The organism is Coprococcus sp. HCN-4056 (assembly GCF_037892645.1).
Classification (GTDB): Bacteria; Bacillota; Clostridia; order Lachnospirales; family Lachnospiraceae; genus Coprococcus; species Coprococcus ammoniilyticus.
Genome location: NZ_JBBKBL010000003.1, coordinates 1 through 22,850 on the forward strand (window position 1 = coordinate 1; position 22,850 = coordinate 22,850).

Genomic DNA, 22,850 nt, shown 5'->3' on the forward strand with positions numbered 1-22,850 from the left:
GCTTTCCAGATGAGAATCATCATGAAATATGTAAGTTGTGATCTTTGTTCGTTCGGTGTTTCGTACCGCGAACAGTTGATATAATACTAAATCAGACGTCAGATGTCAACACTTTTTTTGACAAAAATTGTATTAAAATAAATACAATCTTATATGTACTCTAACGCCTGACTGATATTCGATACTCCTACTACTTTTATGCCCTCTATACTCTTAAGATGCTCTGCATTTGTCTTTGGCATAATACATGTCTGGAATCCCATTTTTACCGCTTCTCTTACACGCTGCTCTGCTGCGGATACGCCACGGACTTCTCCTGAAAGTCCTACTTCACCGAATACGACCATACTCTCATCCAATGGACGATTACGAAAACTGGAAACAAGTGCAAATACAATTCCAAGATCTGCTGCCGGATCATCAAGCCGCATACCACCGGCTATATTGACATATGCATCACTTCCTGATAACACCATTCCCGCTCTCTTTTCAAGTACCGCAAGAAGAAGGTTCACACGATTATAGTCCAAACCAACTGTTGTACGTCTCGGCAGATTAAAGCTGGTCTGGCAGACCAGTGCCTGGATCTCCAGCAGGATCGGTCTGGTTCCTTCTAAAGAACATACTACAACCGAACCGGATGTCTGAAGCGGTCTACCTGCCAGCATAACCTTTGATGGATTATTCACCTCTGACAAGCCGGTTTCAAGCATTTCAAATACACCAATCTCATTTGTTGAGCCAAATCGGTTCTTTACCGCACGAAGAATACGGAAACCTGCATTACGATCGCCTTCAAAGTACAACACCGTATCTACCATATGTTCCAGATTTCTCGGACCTGCTACCGTTCCTTCCTTCGTAACATGTCCAACGATAAAGATCGCTATATCCATCTGTTTTGCCATCTGCATCAAACGTGCTGTTACCTCTTTTACCTGAGATACGCTTCCCGGCGCCGATGCTATATCCTCTACTACTATTGTCTGAATCGAGTCGATAACAATAACCTTCGGTTTGTCTTTCTTGACATATTCTTCTACATCTTCCAGATTATTTACACACAAAAGCAGCATATCCTTCTGAAATGTACCAATTCGTTCCGCACGCATCTTGATCTGTGACAAAGATTCCTCACCTGAAACATAAAGAATCTTATGACCGTCCGCTGATAGATTTCTGCACATCTGAAGCAGGATTGTCGACTTACCGATACCGGGATCTCCCCCTACCAAAACAAGAGAACCGTTTACGATTCCTCCTCCAAGTACTCTGTTCAATTCTTCCAGTCCTGTGGAAAATCTTGTCTCATCAGCCGTTTTTACTTCTAAAATACTTGTAGGCACCACAGCAGTCCGTCCTCCGGACTGTTTTCTGGCGCCTACCGTTACTTTTTCTTCACAGAACGTATTCCAGGATCTGCATCCCGGACACTGTCCCATCCATTTTGCTGACTCAAATCCACATTCCCGGCAAAAAAAGATCTGTTTTTCTTTTGCCATATAAACTCCTAGTCAAATGCTTTTCTGACGTCTACCTTTACTTCTCTGCCCGGCTCAAGATCTACACTGATGCTTAACTTGCCACCGAGATTTGTTTTATTCTTTCCTACATATATATCATCAATATGAATCTTGTAATCTGTTTCCGGTTCCAGCTCCAGTGTAATAGATGAGGTCTCTGTTCCTTCTACTATAAATGATACATCTTCTTCTGATGAACGGAAGCCATGTACTGCTGTACCCGGTACTGATTCATATACAAACATACCATTCTTCTCAAGCTTGGTGATCTCATTGAAAGTCTTGATCTTATAGATATCACCTTTATATTCAATACCATCTTTCTTTGTCTTTGTTGCTAATTCATAATTTCCGAAATCCAGTGAATCGGACTCTATGTTAATTAAATCGTTGATTACTGACATTTTTATCCTCCTGTACATTATACTCATGCCTTACCCGGCACTTTTATAATCTGATTATACAATAATGCTCCGGCTTTTGCCACACCAAATATAATCAGTTCACAATTATTTTATAGATTTGGAAGCAACTACTTTTCAGGTTCATTTTTTACTACAAACTTCACCTTATCGTTGCGCACAGTCACCTGAACGGTATCTCCCCGTTTGATCTCACCTTTTAAGACTGCTTCTGCAAGCTCATCTTCTATATTCGTCTGAATCGCACGTTTCAACGGTCTTGCTCCGTATTTCTTATCGTAGCCTTTCTCAAAGATCAGTTTCTTAACTGCATCTCCAAACTTCAACTGAATCTCCATCTGCGATGCAACACGCTGCTTTAATTCTTTTAATAGAAGATTCGAAATATTTCTTACATCCTCCTCCGTCAGTGCACGGAATACGATAATGTCGTCAATACGGTTCAAGAACTCCGGCTTGAAGTTCTGTTTTACCTCATCCATAACATTCTTCTTCATATCTTCGTGCTCTGTATCTGCATTTGACGCGGTAACAAATCCAAGCTTCTTCGGATCAATAATCCTCTGTGCGCCTGTATTAGATGTCATGATAATAATCGTGTTCTTAAAATCTACTTTTCTGCCCTGAGAATCTGTGATATGTCCATCATCCAATACCTGTAATAATATATTAAACACATCACTGTGTGCCTTTTCTATCTCATCAAACAATATAACAGAGTATGGATTGGAACGAACCTTCTCACTAAGCTGTCCACCTTCCTCAAAGCCAACATAGCCCGGAGGTGACCCGATCAGCTTCGACACACTGTGTTTCTCCATGTACTCCGACATATCAACACGGATCAATGCGTCCTCACTGCCAAATACTGCTTCTGCAAGAGCTTTCGACAATTCAGTCTTACCTACACCGGTAGGCCCAAGGAATAAGAACGAACCAACCGGACGTTTTGGATCTTTTAAGCCTACACGGCTTCTCTTGATAGCCCTTGCTACCGCATCAACTGCCTCATTCTGACCGACAACTCTCTTATGCAACTCCTCTTCCAGACGTTCCAGACGTTTGGATTCCTGTTCGGTCAGTTTGTTTACCGGAATCTTCGTCCATACAGATACAACATCCGCAATATCCTCTGCATCTACTACAACACTTTTCGCATTTTTATTCTGCTTCATTTTATCGAGCTTTGTTTCCAGCTTTCTCTGTTTCTTTAACAGTTCTGCCGCTTCATCAATATCTCCAGCCTCTAAAAGGTTCTCAATATCATCGGAAAACGCCTGTATCTCAAGCTCCAATGGCAGTGTCTTCTTTGCTTTCTTTCCGAATCCCAGACGTTTTCTGGAACAGGCTTCATCCATCAGATCAATAGCTTTATCCGGCAGGAAACGGTCACTGATATATCGAACCGATAATGATACCGCTGCTTCCAGTGCCTGATCACTGATCTCTACATGATGATGTTCCTCGTATGCAGAGCGAAGTCCCTTTAAGATCTCTACTGTTTCTTCATTGGTCGGCTCTTCCACATAGACCGGCTGAAATCTTCGCTCCAACGCTGCATCCTTTTCTATATATTTTCTGTATTCTGCACGCGTCGTCGCTCCGATCATCTGGATCTCTCCGCGCGATAAGGATGGTTTTAAGATATTAGATGCATCGATTGCTCCCTCTGCTCCACCGGCTCCGATGATCGTATGAAGCTCATCCACAAACAGAATGACGTTTCCGGCATTTTTTACCTCTGCGATCACCTTCTTGATCCGTTCCTCAAATTCTCCACGGTACTTGGAACCCGCTACCATACTGGATAAATCTAGCGACAACAGTCGCTTATCCCGTACTGTATCCGGCACATCTCCCGCAGCGATCAGGTAAGCAATCCCCTCTGCTACCGCAGTCTTACCTACACCCGGTTCTCCAACCATACATGGGTTGTTCTTCATACGTCTGCTTAAAATCTGAAGCACACGCTCTATCTCTTTCTCTCTGCCTATAACCGGATCTAGATTTCCCATACGGGCATCCATCGTCATATCTCTGGAGAACTGATCCAACGTCGGTGTTGCCGATGCCTTGGATTTATTCTTTCCCTTTTTCAGACTTACAAATTCTTTCTTTGCCGTACTGCCATCCACTCCACATGCAGACATGATGTCTACATATATTTTCTGTATATTTGCCTTTAATGACAGTATGATTTTTACCGCCGTACAATCCAGATGCTTCAAAATGGCAATCAGAAGATGCTCACTTCCTACCTCTGTACTTTCCAGACGTTTTGCTTCATTTCCCGCAAGCTCCAGAATCGACTCTGCGGATTTTGTATATTTGCTTTTCTCTGCGCCAAAGGTTCCTCCGGCTAATGGTATCTGGCTTAAGATATTAATGATCGACTGTATCGTTACTCCATTTTCCTGTAAAACAACAAACGGTGCCGTATCACTGACAAAGGTAAGTGCCATCAACAGATGTTCACTTCCTATATAGTTCTGCCCCAGCTTCTTGGATATCCGTTTGGCTTCTTTTAATATTTCCTGTAATTTTTCACTGTTCGGAAGTTTCAAATTATGTCACCTCTTTTTTCATAGTATATGACATTTTCTGCCTACTATCTTCTGTTATGATACAAAAGTCCCCGGCTCCCATATATTAGTATGTTCCCCAGAGACTTTTTTCTTTCGTATATCTTTCAATAATAATTAACACTCATCAATCGCTTTACCGATATCATGACGCATATATTTATTCTCAAATGTGATCCACTCGGTTGCCTTGTATGCATTTGCACGGGCTTCATGAAGATCCTTTCCTGTAGCTGTTACTCCAAGTACACGACCGCCATTTGTTACAACTTTGCCGTCTTCAAACTTAGTTCCGGCATGGAATACATAGTATCCGTCCTTGTCTTTGAATGTCTCTAGACCTGAGATCGGATATCCTTTCTTATAGGAAACCGGATAACCGTCAGATGCAAGTACTACACATACAGCAGCGTTGTCTTCAAATTCAAGTTCTACCTGATCCAGAGTTCCGTCAATACACGCCTCAAATACATCAATGATATCATTCTTCATTCTAGGAAGAACAACCTGCGCCTCCGGATCTCCAAATCTTGCATTATATTCCAGTACCTTTACGCCCTGTGGCGTGATCATAAGTCCGCAGAATAATACACCCTTGAATTCTCTTTTCTCTGCCTTCATGGCTGCCATTGTAGGCTTGTATATATTCTCCATGCAATAATCTGCGATCTCATCTGTATAAAATGGGCTTGGTGAAAATGTTCCCATTCCACCGGTATTCAATCCTTGATCACCGTCCTGTGCACGCTTATGATCCTGTGCGGAAGTCATAGGTTTGATCGTTGTACCATCACAGAATGCAAGAACAGACACCTCACGTCCTGTCATGAATTCCTCGATAACCATAGTATTTCCCGCATTTCCAAAATGCTTATCCAGCATGATCTCTTTTACACCGGCTTTTGCTTCTTCCAGATCCTTACAGATCAGAACACCTTTACCAAGTGCCAGTCCATCTGCTTTTAATACGATCGGGAAGCTTGCCGTTTCAAGATATGCAAGTGCTGATTCTGCATCTGTAAAATTCTCATATGCGGCTGTAGGTATATTGTATTTTTTCATAAGATCCTTGGAAAATGCCTTTGAGCCTTCGATGATCGCTGCATTTGCTCGAGGGCCGAATGCGCGGATGCCCGCTGCTTCAAATGCATCAACTGCACCGGCAACCAACGGGTCATCCGGAGCTACAACTGCAAGATCAACTGCTTCCTTCTTTGCGAAATCAACCAGTTTATCAAATTCCATAACACCGATATCCACACATTCTGCCAATTCTGCAATACCTGCATTTCCCGGTGCACAATAGATTTTTGTTACTTTACTGCTCTTTGCAATACTTGTAATAATAGCATGCTCTCTTCCGCCGCCACCTACAACTAAAATCTTCATTTGTTTTCCTCCTGTCAGTCTTCCACAACTGTTATACCGTCTTCGATCCGAACCTTTCCATGTGCAATCTTATCAATAGCAGCAGGTAGAATATTCCACTCTGCCTGCTCCATGACTCTCTGCTGAAGCACCTTCGGAGTATCTCCGTTTTGTACCGCAACCGCTTTCTGCATAATGATCGGACCGGTATCGGTTCCTTTATCTACAAAATGTACCGTAGCACCTACTACTTTTACACCTCTTTTTAACGCTGCCTCATGAACCTTGAGTCCATAATAGCCTGTACCACAAAAAGCAGGAATCAGAGAAGGATGGATATTGATAATCCGGTTCTCAAATGCATCAATCACAATCTCCGGAATAACTACAAGGTATCCCGCAAGTACGATCAGATCCGGATTCACTTCCTGTAAAATCTTCAACAGATTCTCATTAAATACATCTCTTGTTTCAAAATCCTTTGGTGATACTACGATATCTTTTATACCTGCCTGTTTTGCACGTTCCAGTGCATAGGCATTTCTATTATTACTGATAACTGCTGCAATCTCGGTGTCTGTGATCTTTCCTGCTGCGATTGCATCAATGATCGCCTGTAAGTTCGTACCGCCACCGGAAACCAGAACTGCTATTCTTAGCATAAATCTACTCCCTTTTCACCGGCTACTACTGTACCGAGAACAAATGCCTTGTCTCCGGCACTCTCTATAGCTGCTATTGTCTTATCTGCATCTGTAGGATCTATTGCAAGGCACATACCAACTCCCATGTTATATGTATTGTACATCATATGCTCATCTATATCGCCCTTCTTTGCAAGGAGCTTGAATATAGCAGGCACTTCATATGAGTCCTTCTTCACCTGCGCACGAGCTCCGTCCGGAAGCATTCTTGGAATGTTCTCATAGAAACCGCCGCCTGTGATATGGCTGCAACCCTTAATCATTACACCGGCATCCTTTACTGCCTTTAATGCTTTTACATAAATTCTTGTCGGAGCAAGAAGTGCTTCGCCAAGTGTTGTTCCAAGTTCATCATAATATGTATCCAGAGATTCCTTTGTCATCTCAAATACTTTACGAACCAGTGAAAAACCATTGCTGTGTACACCGCTTGAAGCGATACCGATCAATGTATCTCCGGCTTTGATATTCTCTCCTGTGATAAGTTCATCCTTCTCTACGACACCAACAGCAAATCCTGCAAGGTCATACTCATTCTCCGGCATAAGTCCCGGATGCTCTGCTGTCTCGCCGCCAACTAAAGCTGCGCCGGACTGGTTACAGCCTTCTGCAACACCACTTACGATCGTAGCGATCTTTTCCGGATAATTCTTACCACATGCTATATAATCCAGGAAGAAAAGAGGTTCTCCACCAGAACATGCAATATCATTCACACACATAGCCACAGCATCGATTCCGATCGTATCGTGCTTATCCATGATATATGCAAGCTGTACTTTTGTACCGCATCCATCTGTTCCAGACAGTAATACAGGCTCTTTCATCTCTTTGATCTTTGCAAGACTGAACGCACCAGCAAAACCTCCGATACCACCTAATACCTCTGGTCTCATGGTTGTCTTGATGTGCTTCTTCATAAGTTCTACTGACTTATATCCTGCCTCAATATCAACGCCGGCATTCTTGTAATCCATTGTAAAATCCTCCTGTTTTATCCATTATAAAGTGCATTTTCATGCCAATTGATTCTTATAAATTATACGGGATTAATTTCTGTTTGTAAAGAAGCCATTCTCACAAATATACCAGCCCAAAACAGGTCTCTGTTCGGCACAATTTTATTTGTCAGCAAAGCGTGTTTCTTTTTTTTGAAAAATACTATATAAATATCAAATATAATTTGATAATGATTCCCATTTATGGTAATATAACGTTATATGCAGAGTAACTGTTTTTTTCGTTAACAAGAGGTAGTTGTATGACAAATAATAGATTAAACATCGGATTATTCATATGTCATCTCGACAATGAATATGCAAATGAAATATGTAAAGGAGCTGAATACGCAGCGAAAGAGCTAGACGTGAATCTTATCGTCTTTCCGGGCATGTTTTTAAATGCTTCATTTAACGATCCTGAAAACGAAATTTATGATTATCAGTACAACTCTGTTTTTTATTATGCTAAAAAAGAAAATCTGGATGCCCTGATCGTGTCCGTTGGCACGATCGCATCTTTTATATCACAAAAAAGTATTGAAGCATTTTTGGATACTTTTAAAGATATTCCGATCCTTACTCTGGAATCTAAGGTTTCAGGTTATCCTTGTTTACAGACCGACAGTACTGCCGGTCTTCGAGATGCCATCGAACATCTGATTATTCATCACAACCGAAAGCATATCTGTTTTGTTGCCGGAAGAAAGACAAATGAAGATGCTCTGGAACGTTTGAATGTATACCGAACTACAATGAAAGCTCACAACATACCGGTCACCGAAGATATGATCGTATACGGTGATTATTCTGAATACAGTCGTGAGATTGTCGGCAAACTGCTTGATGATAATCCGGATGCTGATGCAATTATTTTCTCTAACGATCAGATGGCTATCGGCGGCTATCAGGAATTGAAAAGCCGTAACATCCGAATCGGAGTTGATATCAGTGTAATCGGTTTTGACAACGCTCCCGGTTCCGTAACTATGGTTCCACCCCTTACAACCGTAAACGCGAACACCCCTGCATTGGGCTATCGTGCCGTTGGCAAGATCATTCAGGATATTAAGGCAGGCGAATTCTGTTCTTCTGTCTTGGATTCCCACTTTGTAAAACGATTATCATGTGGGTGCAGTCTGCATGAAAATACCGAACATATGCCGATTGACAATTTCTCTACTGTAACAGATATTCTGGAATACTGTGATGATTCTATTTTAGGCAACATTAAAAACAGCTTTTTTGGTACGATTGTTCTTGATCAGATCAACAGCATCTGGAAGGATATAATAGAAATTGCTGTTTTACCAAAGGCAAAACCATATCCAAAGAATCTGATTGTAGACAAACTGATGTCATTATTGTCATCTCCTGTCACAAGTTTCTTTTCAGTAACCAATATTGCATTTTCATTCCGTTGTTTTTCCGGTGTCATCATAGCATTAATCAACGATCCGGATAAACGGTCTGAATACTATCGGCTAAATTCTCATATTACAAGTGCTATCGCACAGTTTTTGTCAACTTCTTTGTACCAACAGGAACATGACAGCAAAACGGGATCATGGTCTTCAATCTATATTACAAGAGATACTCTTACATATGGAACCGATACAGCAAAAACCTTTTCATCTATGCTTGCTAAATTAAAAGACCTTGGATTTGCAGCATCTTATTTATATGCGTACGATGAACCCGTCGCCATTCAACCGGACGGAAGCTGGAAAACGCCGGATACTTTGTATCTTCAAGCTTTTTACAATCCAAAACATACAGCTGTTTTATCAGGTGAAACACGTCGTATTGCATCTACCGATATCTTTGACAATGAATATACCGGTTTTGAAGATAGATTTACCGCTGTTATTGTTCCTATTTTTACAAATGAACAACATCATGGTCTGTTTGTATGTAATACAGATGTAGATCACTTTGGACACATTTATACAACTTCTCTTCATCTTGGGGCTTCTTTTAAATATTTATCACTTTTAAAAGAACAGATCCAGACAAAAGAACAATTAGTAATGTCCTTAAATGAGATCCATGAAAAAAATGAGCTGTTAAATCACCTGTCTACCTCCGATGAACTGACCGGCGTCAATAACAGACGTGGATTAATGGAAAAAGTAGAATACCTGATCAATAAACCTGCCAATCATGGACGTAAGGCAATGCTACTGTTTGCAGACATGGACAGCTTAAAGATCGTAAACGATAAATTCGGACACAACGATGGAGATTTTGCTTTAAAGAATATTGCAAATATCCTGATGACAAGTTTCCGGGCGAGTGACATTGTCGGTCGAATCGGCGGTGATGAGTTTGTATGTTTTGCTTTCATTGATGATCTTGATTTTCCTAAGACTGTACAGGCAAGGATTCAGGAATTGTCCACTGAATTAAATGAAACCTGTGGCAAACCATATTATATCGAAATGAGTGTCGGTGTATCGGAATTTTCCTGCGATCCGAATATCAAGATTGAGGATCTGTTAAGCCAGGCAGACAGCGCACTGTATTCAAATAAACGATATAAGCGAATGTCTGTTTTAAAATAATAAAATACGATACGAATACTAACTTCTTTATAAAAGCACAGATAAACGCTGTGAAATAAAATAAACCATATAAATGATAGTTTCTCTCCCATGTTCAGGATGATGAATCCACTCTCATTTATATGGTTTATTTTTTATTTTTCCTCTTTAAACGGCTCATTTAACATCTCTGTTCCCGGAAGAACAAATCTGCCATTTTCGATAATGGCAACTCTCGTTCCATCTGCATGAACCGAATAAATGCCTCCGATCTCATCATATGGTATCGTAATATCGGTATGACAGTTAAAATATGCCTTGCTGATATCCGTCTTTCGAAGGATCGAGCACTCATTATCCTTTGCAACGATTTCCTTGCCGTCCGGATTATGAAGGATATTTTCTTCGCTCCAGCTATAGCAGGTATCACCGACTGCAAAATGCGGTCCCATCTTCTCTACGATCAGTATCGGCAATTTATATACCATGTTATATTTATTTGCAAGTACATATGCGGTCGTATTCGTTCCGATCGCAAACTCTCCGATCGGCAGTGTATCCCGTCCGCCCAAAAGATTATCCTTTACAAATTTTACATTATCTTCTTCTCTGTCAAAGTTCTTACAGGTGTAAGTTTTGATCTTTCCATCTTCAAAGGTCAGCTTAAGATCAACATATTTCAGATCATTCAGATAGACCTCACTCACATTTAAAACTCCATGCGTTCCGGTAAGCTTCGGCGATGTAAAAACCTCGCCAAGAGGAATATTCACATCCGCCAGACAGTTCTCAAAATTTGTCTCTGTCTCCGGGCGCTCTAACACATGCATCGATACCTTCATATCAGTCTGATTACCATTCTGTCCAATCACATGTACCCATTCTGCCTGATCCAGCTCATCGATGATCATCTGGTGAACCGGACGGTATACATCACTTTCCAGATTGTTGATCCGGATGATCTGTTCAAATATTTCTTCATAATCATCTCCGATCTCCGGCATTGGATATGCGATGATCGTAAAGCTGTACTCATCCCCCGGTATATATTCATTCACGATCTGTGACAGTTCATTGGTATATTCCACACCAAGCTCCTGCTGCTTCTTGCTAAGCGTAAGCTGTCCCGGCTTGCTTACCGGTTCAAACGGTGTCTCACCAAAGATCTCGATACACGCCGGTCCTGCATATACAGACGCCTCATATCTGTATTTCTCATAAGCGCCACGCATTATCTCTAACTTTCGTTCCATCAGCTTACGATCAAGGAATAACGCCTGATCCATCTGATGATCGTAATCCATCTGCTTATTTACCGGAGTACCTACATAACCAATCCGGTTCATTCTGATCCGATTGATCCGGTTGGTATCATAACGGAAGCATAACGGTTCCAGCCCCATATCACGGAACTGGAGGATTGCAGCTTTTACGATGCGCTCCATACCAATCGAATACCGGATATTTACATGCTTCTTTTTTGACATATCAATTCCGGCCGCTACAAAGCCCTGTCGAAACCCTTCTGTATAAGTCCGGGCAATCGACGCCACTTTTTCTGATGACATCCTGCGAAGAAACGCTTCCGTTTCCAATTCATTCTTTCCGATGTATTCGCCATATTCATATAAATAGCTGTTATCTCCGTCTTCACATTCCATGACAATATCTGTCGCAAAGGAAAGAATCGGATCCATCTTCTCACGCACACGATAATCCATGAAGAACTCCGCATAATCATGTTCAAAATAATAAATGGCATCTTTTACTGCTTTAACAGATGGAAAATCCTCAAAGATCCCATATACCTCCACAAACAATTCAAACCATACAGTAAGGTCTACAACTCTTCCTTCAAATGCTGCCGCGATCAGTCCATGGAATTCATAACAAAGAAATGTCAGATAGTCAGCAAATAAATATTCCCGCTTGTCTATGTCTTCAATCTCGTCCTCTGCTATTTTCTCACCAAACATCTGTCTGGTGTATTCATAGTTGCAATAACTCGTTTCGTAATTTTCAGGCATAACATCCTGATAAAGTGCTGCATTTATCTGCTGTAATTCTCCCGCTGTACAGCTCTCCGAAATGGACATCCCACTTTTTACCTTTTCGATCACTTTATCTAACTGCAGTAAAAATTCTCCAGTTCTTACAAAATAATCCCGATACCGCATGTCCACTGTTTCTTCTTTTGTGATCGAACGGATCCGCTCAACCATCAGTTCGTAACGATCTTCGATATCTTCATATTCTGCTGTTATATCCTTATAATATGTCATTTATTGTCTCCCTTTATGTTTCCAAGTTGAATGTTCTTCCGGAACACCTCATCAATCACCTGATATAACGTCTCTGATCCCTCTGGTGTCCGCTTGTTTCTACCATACACCTGGTTCTCGAAAACGCCATGCTCTTTCCAGCTTTTTCCTCCAACGGCATCACTTAACATAACCGGCGCCAGATTATCCATTACATGTGCAAATTTGGCTTCCGGCGTCTGATACTCCTCAAATTCATCCCAGAGTCCACGAAGCTTCTTCGCCTGATCTTCCGGCAGGATATTAAATATCCGGTCAGCAGCCTTTAATTCCCGTTCTCTTTTTGTTGCATTTGCATTTTTATCATATGCATATGTATCACCTGCATCTATCTCGATCAGATCATGAACCAGCAGCATGGAAACCACTCTTAATACGTCAACCGGTTCATTTGAATATTCCGCCAGTAAGATTGCCATAAGTGCAATATGCCAGGAATGTTCTGCATCATCTTCTTTTCTGATTCCATCTGTCAGATACGTCTGTCTGACTACAAATTTGCTCTTGTCAACCTCCAGTATAAAATCCAGTTGTTTCTTCAGTCTCTCATCCACACTCTTATATTCCCTTCATAAAAAAGATGCCTGATATAATAAAAACTATGATATTCAGATAAACCGCCATTTTCTTAGATGTAACCCCACCTTCTTCTGCATGATACCCGATCACGCCGAATACAATTCCGGTAAATGCCATCAAAAATGCACTGATCATCAATACCCCATAGATACGTTCTACCGTACCTCTTGATATAATGGATTTGATCACGGAAAGTATTATAAAGATTCCGCCCAAAATTCCCAATATATATGAAATGATCGTATCTCCTGAACTTCCGGGTGGAGAAACCCTGAAATCACTGTTTTTCAATCTTTTTTCTCCTTTTTCTGTCAAATCGTGCCAGAATATAATATATGATATATCCAAGCATGCCGCCAAAGGTATTCATGATAATATCATCAACATCAAACACCCCAAGTTTTGTTATCAACTGTACCAGTTCAATACTTAACGAAAACGCAAATGCCGCCAGAGTCGCTGTAAAAAATCCGGTCTTTTTACCTCTGACCCAACGGATCAACATTCCAAATGGTACAAAAGCAAGAACATTTCCAACCAGATTCAACATCACGCTTGTGTTCGTCATATAACTTCTGTACTTTACGAAACGCTTAATCTCGAGAAACGGTGTCAGATTGTACCGCATCTCTTCATATCCATGTCCCCTTCCAAACATATCGCTGAATATCAGGAAATAAACAATGGATATACTGTATAAAATGAATAGCACCAGGCATAACACCCGCAGCTTTTTCTTATTTTCTATGCTCAACGCCAGCCTCCAGGTTAATATTATTTCCTCATTTTTATTAACTGGGTAAGAAGTCTGTCTGCACACTCCTCTTTACTCATCTGTGGCAATTCAATATCTTCATCCTGTGTGATCAATGTCAGCACATTGGTATCTGTTCCAAATCCAGCTCCCGCTGTCTTTAAGTTATTTGCTGCGACTATATCGATCTTCTTCTTTTCCAGTTTCTTTCTGGAATTCTCCAGCAGATTCTGTGTCTCCATCGAAAATCCGCATATAATCTGTCTGGCAAGTCTGCTGTCCCCATCTGTCTTTCTTGCCTCTTCTCTCTGCATTCCAAGGAATGCAAGAATATCTTTTGTTCTTGTAAGTGGAATGCTCATATCAGCATCCGATTTCTTGATCTTGTTATCTGATACTTCTGCCGGTTTGTAATCTGCAACGGCGGCAGCCTTGATAATGATATCCTGATCTGCACTGGCAGCCGTTACTGCTTCATACATATCCTGTGCAGAGGTAACCGGCACTACTGTTACGAATTCTGGCGGTGTGATCGCTACCTTTCCTGTTACAAGTGTCACATCCGCCCCACGAAGCATCGCCTGTCTGGCGATTGCATATCCCATTTTACCGGTTGAATGATTGGAAATAAAGCGAACCGGGTCGATTGCTTCCATCGTAGGACCTGCAGTAACAAGTACTTTTATTCCCTGCATATCCTTCTCTGCTGCAATATACTTTAATATATAATCAACTAACAACTGTTCATTCGGAAGCTTCCCCTTGCCTGTATCTCCACAGGCAAGGTATCCGCTTGCCGACTCTATGATCTCATAGCCGTAGGACTGTAATTTCCTGATGTTATCCTGAACGATCGGATTCTCTAACATATTCGTGTTCATTGCAGGTGCGATCAGTTTCGGACATTTTGCTGCCATGATCGTAGTACTCAACATATCATCTGCAATGCCGCCTGCGATCTTCCCAATGATATTTGCCGATGCAGGAGCAACCATAAAGATATCTGCCCGTTTTGCAAGTGCAACGTGTTCTACGTTAAACTGAAAATTACGGTCAAAGGTATCCACCAGACACTTATTTCCTGTTAAGGTCTCAAATGTGATCGGATTGATAAAATTGGTCGCATTTTCTGTCATGATGACATTTACATCTGCATGCAGTTTTACAAGCATACTGGCAACATTTGCCATCTTATATGCTGCTATACTTCCTGTTACACCTAAAACAACGGTCTTATTCTTTAACATCATTTTCTCCATTCTGCATCGTATCATTGAAAATCATTCTGTCCGGGGCGAATGCTGATCCGGCTGTTATTTGTTCATATCAAGGATAAAGTTATCGATCAATCTTGCCTTGCCAAATCTGACTGCCATAGCACAAAGGACATGTCCCTCTACTATATCGATTGACTTCATGGTATCCATATCCACCATCTCAACATAATCAATATCTGCAAGTGGCTCTGATCCGATCAGGTCTTTCATTGCTGCTACAATCTTCTTCGCATCTCGCTCACCATCTTCGATCATTTTCTGTCCAAGCTTAACTGACTTGCTCAGTACAACTGCTGCCTGACGTTCTTCCGGCTTCAGATAAATATTTCTGGAACTCTTGGCAAGGCCATCTGCCTCACGGATGATCGGACATCCAACAATCTCAATATCCATGTTCAGATCTGTAACCATACGCATGATGATCGCAAGCTGCTGTGCATCCTTCTGACCAAAATAAGCACGATCCGGCTGAACGATATTGAATAATTTATTTACAACTGTACATACACCTTTGAAATGTACCGGACGAGTCAGTCCGCATAATGCATCCGGAAGCCCTGTCATATTGACATAAGAACAAAATCCCGGCTTATACATTTCTTCCGGTTCCGGATGAAAAATCACATCTGCACCTGTTGTCTCGCATAACTTTGCATCTGCATCAAGATCTCTTGGATAACTCTCCAGATCCTCTGTTGGTCCAAACTGCATCGGATTGACAAATACAGATACAACGGTTCTGTCATTCTGTTCTACGGATTTCCTGATCAGACTCTGATGTCCCTCATGGAGATATCCCATTGTTGGTACAAGTCCAACACTTAAGCCCTCTTTCTTCCATGCCTTAACCTGACTTCTTACTTCATCTACTGTTTTTAAAATCTTCATTTCTGATTTCCAGTCCTTTCCTGATCCTGTCTCCCGGTTTTTACCGGTTCAGGCAGCTTCTATCTCTTAGTATAATTTATCGATTACTTCATCATCAATTTTGTAGCAGTGTTCTTCTGCCGGAAATGTTCCATCGTCAATCTCTGCTATATAAGTCTTTACTGCTTCACGAATCACGTCTCCTGCATTAGCAAAATGCTTTACAAACTTCGGCTTGAAATCACTGAACATGCCAAGCATATCGTAAATTACAAGAACCTGTCCGTCGCATCCTGCTCCTGCTCCGATTCCGATCGTAGGAATGTTGATGCTCTCTGTTACAAGCTTTGCAAGCTTTGCAGGGACACACTCCAGCACCAGTAAAAACGCACCTGCTTCTTCTACTGCCTTGGCATCCTCGATCAGCTTCTTAGCTGCTGTTTCTGTCTTACCCTGAACCTTAAAGCCACCAAAAGTATTGATCGACTGCGGAGTCAGTCCCAGATGTGCAACAACAGGGATTCCTGCTGATACGATTGCTTTAATCTGTGGACAGACTTCTTTACCACCTTCTAACTTTACAGCTCCGGCTCTGCCTTCCTTCATCAGACGACCTGCATTTACGACTGCGTCATATACACTGGTCTGATAGGACATAAATGGAAGATCGGTTACAACCAGTGCATTCTTGGCTCCTCTTGCAACGGCTGCGCTATGATGGATCATGTCTTCTACGGTTACAGAGATCGTATCCTCATATCCAAGGATTACATTTCCGAGGGAATCACCGACAAGAATCGTGTTGACTCCTGCTTCATCCAATAATCTTGCTGTCGTATAATCATATGCTGTCAGCATAGAAATCTTATGCCCGGAATTCTTCATCTGCATAATTGATGTTGTTGTGTTCTTCATACGTCTTATTCTCCTATTCTGAAATCATTTCATTTTTTGTTCATTTCAAAATCCAGCATTGCCATAACTTACTGCTTTCCCTGCCATCGTTCCCGGCATTGCAGTATTCCCATTTCTCATTCCTGTCCTGAAAGAATTTTCTTCATCTCAGAATAATCACGGTTGGGATATTTCTGCTCTGCTAAAGCAAGTACAGCTCCTGATACGCTGATATAAATATGTTTCTCATTTGCATCAAGAACATTCAGATGTTTCTTTACTGTCGTTGTGTCATTTCTCTCGATTGGTCCGGTCAGACCTGCCACTGGGCCATCTTCTGCTATATGCGATGCATTTCCCATAAATAACGGAACAAGTGCCTGCTCTGCCTGTTTCTCTTCAAATCCGCAGTCTTCCAGTAATGAAACTGCCGATCCATACAGACCATTCACCAGATTGCTGGCAAATACTGCAGCTGCATGATATTTTGTTTTATTTTCTGTTGAGAGAAGTACACAGTCATTTCCTAAAAGACGAATAAAGCGGCAAAGTTTATTTCCCCACTCTTCAGCACCTTCCACGGTAAAAAAACATTTCTGCATTTCCCTGTAGGATTTTGTCGTTGAACTGATTGCATACATAGGATGAATCGAATAACCAAAGGCTCCTGCCTCTGTTACACCTGAAAAAATATTAGATGTCATCGCACCACTACAATGACAGATCAGTTTGCCCTTGATATCAAAGGCTTTTATGCTGTCCCATACTGCTTCTATCCTTCCATCCGGAACGGTAAGCATCAGGACGTCACTTGCGCAAACGATCTTCTTCAAATCATCAAATGCTTCGGTATTGGTAAATGCTGCAGCTTCTTTTGCACTCTCCACCTGTCTGCTGTAATATCCGGATACGGTTACTGTCTCCGGAAGGTTCTTTTGTATCTCTTCTTTATTCAGCTTCTGTTCAAGATACTTTCCAAGTGTAAAGCCTACTTTGCCTGCACCGATAAATCCAATCCTCATATGATCACCTGCTATCGCCTGTTCTATCTGTGGTGTACAATCAGGTATAGTTTCTTTCGAATACCATCCGCCATTTACAATACCATTTACAAGGTAAAAAGTAAAGCAGGAGAACCTGAATTTATCATCATTTTTTCTCCTGCTTTTCTTATGTTTTTCCCATACAGATCATAGATCCATATCGGAAATCATCATTTTTATAATACATAAAAATTAGTTATATTTTGCAATTACCTCTGCATTCGCCTTCATGGCTGCAACTTCCATGGACTCACGCTCTGCCAAAAGTTTCTTTCTTACTTCTGCATTGCTGTTTCCTATGATCTGAAGTGCCAGATATGCTGCATTCTTGCTTCCGTTTATTGCTACAGTTGCTACAGGGATACCGGATGGCATCTGAACGATAGAAAGAAGTGCATCCATTCCATCTAATACAGAACCGGAAATTGGTACTCCGATAACCGGGATCACTGTCTGGCTTGCTACAACACCCGGAAGTGCTGCTGCCATACCTGCGGCAGTAATGATAACCTGTGTTCCATTATTATTTGCTTCTTCAATAAACTCTGAAAGTCCTGCATGTGCTCTGTGTGCAGACAGACATCTTACATCAACTGCTACTCCATACTCCTTTAAAATGCCGATTGCAGGCTCAACCTTTGGCAGGTCACTTGTTGATCCCATAATGATCGCTACTCTCATGTTTTTATCCTTCTTTCTTTCTTTTTATGTGTCATATCCCTGTGTCATACATGGCTCCATGCATGGCACAATGGTATTTTACTTACTGTTCAGATACTGATCGATAATCTCACTTGCCCCTTCATAATCCATGGCATCCACCGTCATCTTCAGTGCATTTAAGAACTCAATATCAGCATCATTATACTCGTATCGGTCGATTTCTGCCAGTATTTCTTTTACAGCTCCAACATCGGCATCCCGTAAAAATGTACGCATATCTTTGAGCTGTCCACGATCCACTGCATCCCTGACTGTCTTTTCCTGCTGTTCAACCGGATTGATCTTCGCCAGATATAGTCCGATATCCTTAAACATACGCTTCAGCATGGATACAAATTCATGCGTATTTTCCTTTGCATACTGCATATTTCCTATATTGATCGCCGACTCCAGATTTGCTGCTTTCCGTTCGATGCTGTATGCGCCGATATTTCCACTGCTGCTCTTGATATCATGAATGATATTCCGATACCGTCTGACATCATCATCAATATATTCTTCCAGACGATCTACATCCGGCTCATAGTCTTCCTTGAATGCCGCAATAAAACGGTTAAAGGTATCAAAATTGCCTCCGATCATCTTCAATGCATTTTCAACTACAATACTGTTCTCCAGAATATAAACATCATCCTTAAATCTGGATTCGCTGATATACTGTCTGATATTGCTTGTCTTTTCCTTGATCTTGTCCTCCGGAAGGAACAGACGGAAAATCCCTTCGATTCCATCCATTTCCAATGGTTTTACAAGTACGTCACTGAAGCCCTGCTTTATGATCTCATCTCTGCTGCTGTCTATATTGTTTTCTGAAAGTGCAATGATCGGAACCCGTTTGTATTCTTCTCCATCCAGGCTCCGGATCTCACGGACGGTATCTGCACCATCCATAACCGGCATGACTGTATCAATGAAGATCATATCATATGGAGTTACCATAACCTTGTCAATCGCTTCGAATCCGGATGAAGCAGTATCACAGATCAGCTCATAGGAATCAAATATAACCTTCTGGATCTGTATACTGACATCAGAATCGTCCACAAGAAGGATCCTGACATCCGGAAGCCAAATTCTTGAATTCGAATTACGGAATGCCTGCTCCCGTCGTTTGCTTACATTATAATTAACATAGCTGTAATCAAATACCTGCTGTATAATGGAAAAGCGTATCGTGGTTCCTGCTCCATAGGTACTGTCAACCTCCGGGGTTCCACCCATACTCTCGATCAACTGTCTTGCGATTGCCAGTCCGATACTGATATCAAAATTACCGATATCAGTTCTGTCATAAGAATCGTCCAGATCAAAGAAACTGTCCAGACGTTCTTCCTTTACTCCGGTTCCAGTATCTGATATCACGATATCCAGATAAATGCTGTCCGGTCTGTCGCACTCTTCCGGAGCGATCTTTCTCCAATCCACTTCAATGCTGATCGAACCTTCTTTGGTTGTCTTTGCCGCCCTCTGATACAGATTCATCAGGATCTCCTTCACCTTATCACGATCGCCGATCAGACCATTTGGTATATCATCCTCAATGCTTACCTTTAAGGCAACCAGATCCCGGTTGATCATTTCCTTAAACTGAACCGCAAGCTCCTCGATCATATCTGAAACCGCATATTCCTTCTCCTGCAATTCCAGTGTTCCATCCTGTAAATTCGATAATCTGGAAATTCCATCAATTATACCAAGGATCTCGTAGCTGGAACCATATACCGTGGATAACTGTTTTACCTCTTCTTCCGTTTTTGCCTCATCATTCCGCAAAAGCATCTCGCTGATCGCAAGGATCGAATTTAACGGTACACGGATCTCATGATTCAGATAGTTCACATAATCGTTCTTTGCACGGTTAGAACGCTCTGCCTGTTCATTTTTCTTGCTGAGTTCTTCTACCTGCTCCGTCTTTTTGCCAAGCAGATGCATCACATACCGAGCTACAAATATCACTGCCACGCAGATTGCTATGATCAATACCACAATCAGAACTCTGGAAAATGGAGTCTCCCAGAATTTCAACTGTTTTACAATAACAAAAGACAGCGGTTCTTCACAGGCAACACCATCAGAATTCTCTGCCGAAAGCACAAATGTATAATTTCCGCCCTCCAGATTTGTATACTCTGCTTCCAGATTATCCGTACCCGAAACAACACGATCTTTATCGTCAAATCCATCAAGATAATATTTTACCTGAATATCCCCACGATTTACATAACTCAGAACAGAGAACTTGATCACGATTCGGTTCGTATCACCCGGAACGGTCATCTTACCATCCAGATCCGAGAACGCATACTCTTTATCATCTATCGTAACAGAAGCTATCCGTACCTTCGGTGGAACTTCATTTGTAAATACCTGATTCTGATCCAGCATACTGAAGCCGGTATCACAACAAACATAGACGACTCCATCTTCACTGATATAATTCGTTGAATTATCCGTAATATCAGAGATCAGTCCATCATTTTTCGTATATATCTCGCATTTCGGATCTGCCGAGCTCAACAGATCTCCTTCGTAATATTTCTGGATGCCACGGGAACCGAAGATCCAGAGGTCTCCTGCCTGATCCAGTATCAGATTTGCCACAGAATTCGATGGATCAACTGCACTGATCTGACGGATCACGCCCTCCTGATAATAAAGTCCATTATCTGTTCCGATCCAGATACCATTGCTTCCACCAACAATGGAAGAAACAACATTCGAATTCAGTCCCTCTGACATAGATATCTTTTTCAGATTAGATTCCATGTCTATCGTATAAAGACCGGAACCATTGGACCCTGCATATAAGGTTCCATCCTCCGCCTGATACAGGGATATGATATCTGCATTTTCCATACCGGAAAATCGGCCGTAGCTGACTGTTACCTGTTCATCCTTCAATATGGAAATACCGCTCTCGGTTCCGATCGCCATACTACCATCCTTTAATTCAATGATACAGTTGACAGCATTACTGGTCAACAACGCGCCACTCTTATTATAGAATTTGTATTTACCCTTACTGTTCACCTTGATAACACCATAAATTCGGTAGGAACAGATCCACAGATTATTCTTTGAATCCACACAGAAATCACGGATACTTTTTCCATTTAACATTGTGACAAGATCAGAGTCACGGTCAAGAGTTCCGTCTGCATTTATGATCCGCAGGCCATCATCTGTACCGATATATAACTTTCCGCAATACTCCGTAATGCAGTTGACGATTGTCTCATCCAGACCATATTTCATGCTTCCATTCTGGAATTTGCTTCTGGATAACAGCATCAGTCCTTTTCGATATGAGGTCATCCAGTAGTTCCCTTCAAAATCCTGGATTATGTCACTCATCGACTCATTAAATTCCAGACCGGTAACATACTTCATTTTTTTATTTTTGTTGATATAACCAACACCATCATCCGCAAGAACCCACAATTTATTATCAATCCGCTGAATCTTATTGATACCACTCAGTGCCGCTGTTGATAATAATTCAAAATCTTTGTTCGTCGTAAGATGTATAATTGTATGACCTACCGTACCAATATACCGTTCCCCATTCTCATCTACAAAAAGGCTGTTCAGATCTTCTTCTGTGTATTCCATCTTACTGATCTTGCTTACGATCTGATCATCCTTGATATTTACGATCGTATCGTTATTCACGATCGCATATACATAAGAACGATATCCACTGATCGCTGTTACATCCGGTGCAACAACATCATCATCCGCAACCAGCGTCATTTCACCGGATTCGTAATAATAAATACCGGATGAAGTAGCAAGCCATATTTTTCCTTCTTCATCTTCATACAGTCCACGGACGGTCGTAATCTCATCCTCTGTTGAATTCGATATACGATTAAAGCATCCGTCTTTGTAAATAAATAAGCCATAGTTTTCCGTTCCTACATACAGATCCCCATTCGATGCCGCAAGAATACTGTTGATCATATAGGAACTGCTGTCGCTGTCTTCTCCCAGTGAAAATTTCCGAAACTGACTTCCATCATAACGGTACAGTCCGCTGTCCGTGCCGACCCATATGTATCCACTGGCAGACTGGCTGATGCAGTTTGCTTCCCCACTTTCAAAACCGTCATCTTCTGTGTACTTGGTCTGACTGTAATCTGATGTAAAATTCTCCTGTGCAAACACAGCAAGCCGTGGTGAAAAAAGTATCATCACGGCTACTGCTATTAATATGATCATTCTGATTTTTGAATGTAACTGCTTCATAGTT

General features: G+C 41.5%; 17 protein-coding genes. 1 reads left to right on the forward strand and 16 read right to left on the reverse strand.

The genetic code is table 11. The features are described 5' to 3' along the window. Window positions 1–149: 149 nt before the first annotated feature. The 6 genes from radA to purM form a co-directional block, all read right to left on the reverse strand. Window positions 150–1,502, reverse strand: a complete 1,353-nt coding sequence (gene radA / locus WKT03_RS05200) for a DNA repair protein RadA (RefSeq protein WP_021944052.1) — start codon at window positions 1,500–1,502, stop codon at window positions 150–152. 8 nt (window positions 1,503–1,510) lie between these two features. Then, a complete protein-coding gene (locus tag WKT03_RS05205; protein WP_021944051.1) occupies window positions 1,511–1,927 on the reverse strand; it encodes a hypothetical protein in 417 nt (138 codons plus the stop codon). 128 nt (window positions 1,928–2,055) lie between these two features. After that, entirely contained in the window at window positions 2,056–4,509 is a 2,454-nt protein-coding gene (locus tag WKT03_RS05210) for an ATP-dependent Clp protease ATP-binding subunit (protein ID WP_340391067.1), read from the reverse strand. A gap of 135 nt (window positions 4,510–4,644) precedes the next feature. After that, window positions 4,645–5,916 carry a phosphoribosylamine--glycine ligase gene (purD, locus tag WKT03_RS05215; protein ID WP_117823582.1) on the reverse strand — a complete coding sequence of 424 codons (1,272 nt, stop codon included), beginning with the start codon at window positions 5,914–5,916 and terminating at the stop codon, window positions 4,645–4,647. Between the two features lie 14 nt (window positions 5,917–5,930). Beyond that, on the reverse strand, window positions 5,931–6,557 hold the full coding sequence (gene purN, locus WKT03_RS05220; RefSeq protein WP_021944048.1) for a phosphoribosylglycinamide formyltransferase: 627 nt from the start codon (window positions 6,555–6,557) through the stop codon (window positions 5,931–5,933). After that, a complete protein-coding gene (purM, locus tag WKT03_RS05225; RefSeq protein WP_021944047.1) occupies window positions 6,551–7,576 on the reverse strand; it encodes a phosphoribosylformylglycinamidine cyclo-ligase in 1,026 nt (341 codons plus the stop codon). Before purM ends, purN begins: the two co-directional genes overlap by 7 nt. Window positions 7,577–7,860: 284 nt before the next feature. On the opposite strand from purM, the gene WKT03_RS05230 reads away from it, so the two are divergent. Further along, a complete protein-coding gene (locus tag WKT03_RS05230; RefSeq protein WP_117785015.1) occupies window positions 7,861–10,161 on the forward strand; it encodes a diguanylate cyclase in 2,301 nt (766 codons plus the stop codon). 134 nt (window positions 10,162–10,295) lie between these two features. On the opposite strand, the gene WKT03_RS05235 is transcribed toward WKT03_RS05230, so the two are convergent. The 10 genes from WKT03_RS05235 to WKT03_RS05280 form a co-directional block, all read right to left on the reverse strand. Beyond that, the gene (locus tag WKT03_RS05235; RefSeq protein WP_340391068.1) at window positions 10,296–12,422 is read right to left on the reverse strand and encodes an aminopeptidase; all 2,127 of its coding nucleotides are present in this window, start codon (window positions 12,420–12,422) and stop codon (window positions 10,296–10,298) included. After that, entirely contained in the window at window positions 12,419–13,015 is a 597-nt protein-coding gene (locus WKT03_RS05240) for an HD domain-containing protein (protein ID WP_021944044.1), read from the reverse strand. The genes WKT03_RS05235 and WKT03_RS05240 overlap by 4 nt, the downstream gene beginning before the upstream one ends. A gap of 4 nt (window positions 13,016–13,019) precedes the next feature. After that, on the reverse strand, window positions 13,020–13,331 hold the full coding sequence (locus tag WKT03_RS05245) for a hypothetical protein (RefSeq protein ID WP_021944043.1): 312 nt from the start codon (window positions 13,329–13,331) through the stop codon (window positions 13,020–13,022). Beyond that, window positions 13,318–13,794 (reverse strand): VanZ family protein, encoded by a 477-nt coding sequence (locus tag WKT03_RS05250; protein ID WP_021944042.1) that lies wholly within the window; start codon window positions 13,792–13,794, stop codon window positions 13,318–13,320. The genes WKT03_RS05245 and WKT03_RS05250 overlap by 14 nt, the downstream gene beginning before the upstream one ends. A 20-nt stretch (window positions 13,795–13,814) precedes the next feature. Continuing rightward, window positions 13,815–15,041, reverse strand: a complete 1,227-nt coding sequence (gene coaBC, locus WKT03_RS05255) for a bifunctional phosphopantothenoylcysteine decarboxylase/phosphopantothenate--cysteine ligase CoaBC (RefSeq protein ID WP_021944041.1) — start codon at window positions 15,039–15,041, stop codon at window positions 13,815–13,817. A 66-nt stretch (window positions 15,042–15,107) separates the two neighbouring features. Further along, a complete protein-coding gene (gene panC / locus WKT03_RS05260) occupies window positions 15,108–15,959 on the reverse strand; it encodes a pantoate--beta-alanine ligase (RefSeq protein ID WP_008403076.1) in 852 nt (283 codons plus the stop codon). 66 nt (window positions 15,960–16,025) lie between these two features. Then, window positions 16,026–16,853 carry a 3-methyl-2-oxobutanoate hydroxymethyltransferase gene (panB, locus tag WKT03_RS05265; protein WP_117808367.1) on the reverse strand — a complete coding sequence of 276 codons (828 nt, stop codon included), beginning with the start codon at window positions 16,851–16,853 and terminating at the stop codon, window positions 16,026–16,028. A gap of 116 nt (window positions 16,854–16,969) precedes the next feature. After that, window positions 16,970–17,935 carry a Rossmann-like and DUF2520 domain-containing protein gene (locus WKT03_RS05270; RefSeq protein WP_416810453.1) on the reverse strand — a complete coding sequence of 322 codons (966 nt, stop codon included), beginning with the start codon at window positions 17,933–17,935 and terminating at the stop codon, window positions 16,970–16,972. A 132-nt stretch (window positions 17,936–18,067) separates the two neighbouring features. Next, window positions 18,068–18,556 carry a 5-(carboxyamino)imidazole ribonucleotide mutase gene (purE, locus tag WKT03_RS05275; protein WP_340391069.1) on the reverse strand — a complete coding sequence of 163 codons (489 nt, stop codon included), beginning with the start codon at window positions 18,554–18,556 and terminating at the stop codon, window positions 18,068–18,070. Between the two features lie 78 nt (window positions 18,557–18,634). Then, the gene (locus tag WKT03_RS05280; RefSeq protein ID WP_179969988.1) at window positions 18,635–22,846 is read right to left on the reverse strand and encodes a hybrid sensor histidine kinase/response regulator; all 4,212 of its coding nucleotides are present in this window, start codon (window positions 22,844–22,846) and stop codon (window positions 18,635–18,637) included. Window positions 22,847–22,850: the final 4 nt, after the last annotated feature.

Bases quoted from the DNA above. Each gene is read 5' to 3' on its own strand.
- WKT03_RS05205 (WP_021944051.1), bottom strand. From the start codon at position 1,927: ATGTCAGTAATCAACGATTTAATTAACATAGAGTCCGATTCACTGGAT.
- purD (WP_117823582.1), bottom strand. From the start codon at position 5,916: ATGAAGATTTTAGTTGTAGGTGGCGGCGGAAGAGAGCATGCTATTATT.
- purM (WP_021944047.1), bottom strand. From the start codon at position 7,576: ATGGATTACAAGAATGCCGGCGTTGATATTGAGGCAGGATATAAGTCA.
- purN (WP_021944048.1), bottom strand. From the start codon at position 6,557: ATGCTAAGAATAGCAGTTCTGGTTTCCGGTGGCGGTACGAACTTACAG.
- WKT03_RS05235 (WP_340391068.1), bottom strand. From the start codon at position 12,422: ATGACATATTATAAGGATATAACAGCAGAATATGAAGATATCGAAGAT.
- purE (WP_340391069.1), bottom strand. From the start codon at position 18,556: ATGAGAGTAGCGATCATTATGGGATCAACAAGTGACCTGCCAAAGGTT.
- coaBC (WP_021944041.1), bottom strand. From the start codon at position 15,041: ATGTTAAAGAATAAGACCGTTGTTTTAGGTGTAACAGGAAGTATAGCA.
- panB (WP_117808367.1), bottom strand. From the start codon at position 16,853: ATGAAGAACACAACAACATCAATTATGCAGATGAAGAATTCCGGGCAT.
- panC (WP_008403076.1), bottom strand. From the start codon at position 15,959: ATGAAGATTTTAAAAACAGTAGATGAAGTAAGAAGTCAGGTTAAGGCA.
- radA (WP_021944052.1), bottom strand. From the start codon at position 1,502: ATGGCAAAAGAAAAACAGATCTTTTTTTGCCGGGAATGTGGATTTGAG.
- WKT03_RS05230 (WP_117785015.1), top strand. From the start codon at position 7,861: ATGACAAATAATAGATTAAACATCGGATTATTCATATGTCATCTCGAC.
- WKT03_RS05280 (WP_179969988.1), bottom strand. From the start codon at position 22,846: ATGAAGCAGTTACATTCAAAAATCAGAATGATCATATTAATAGCAGTA.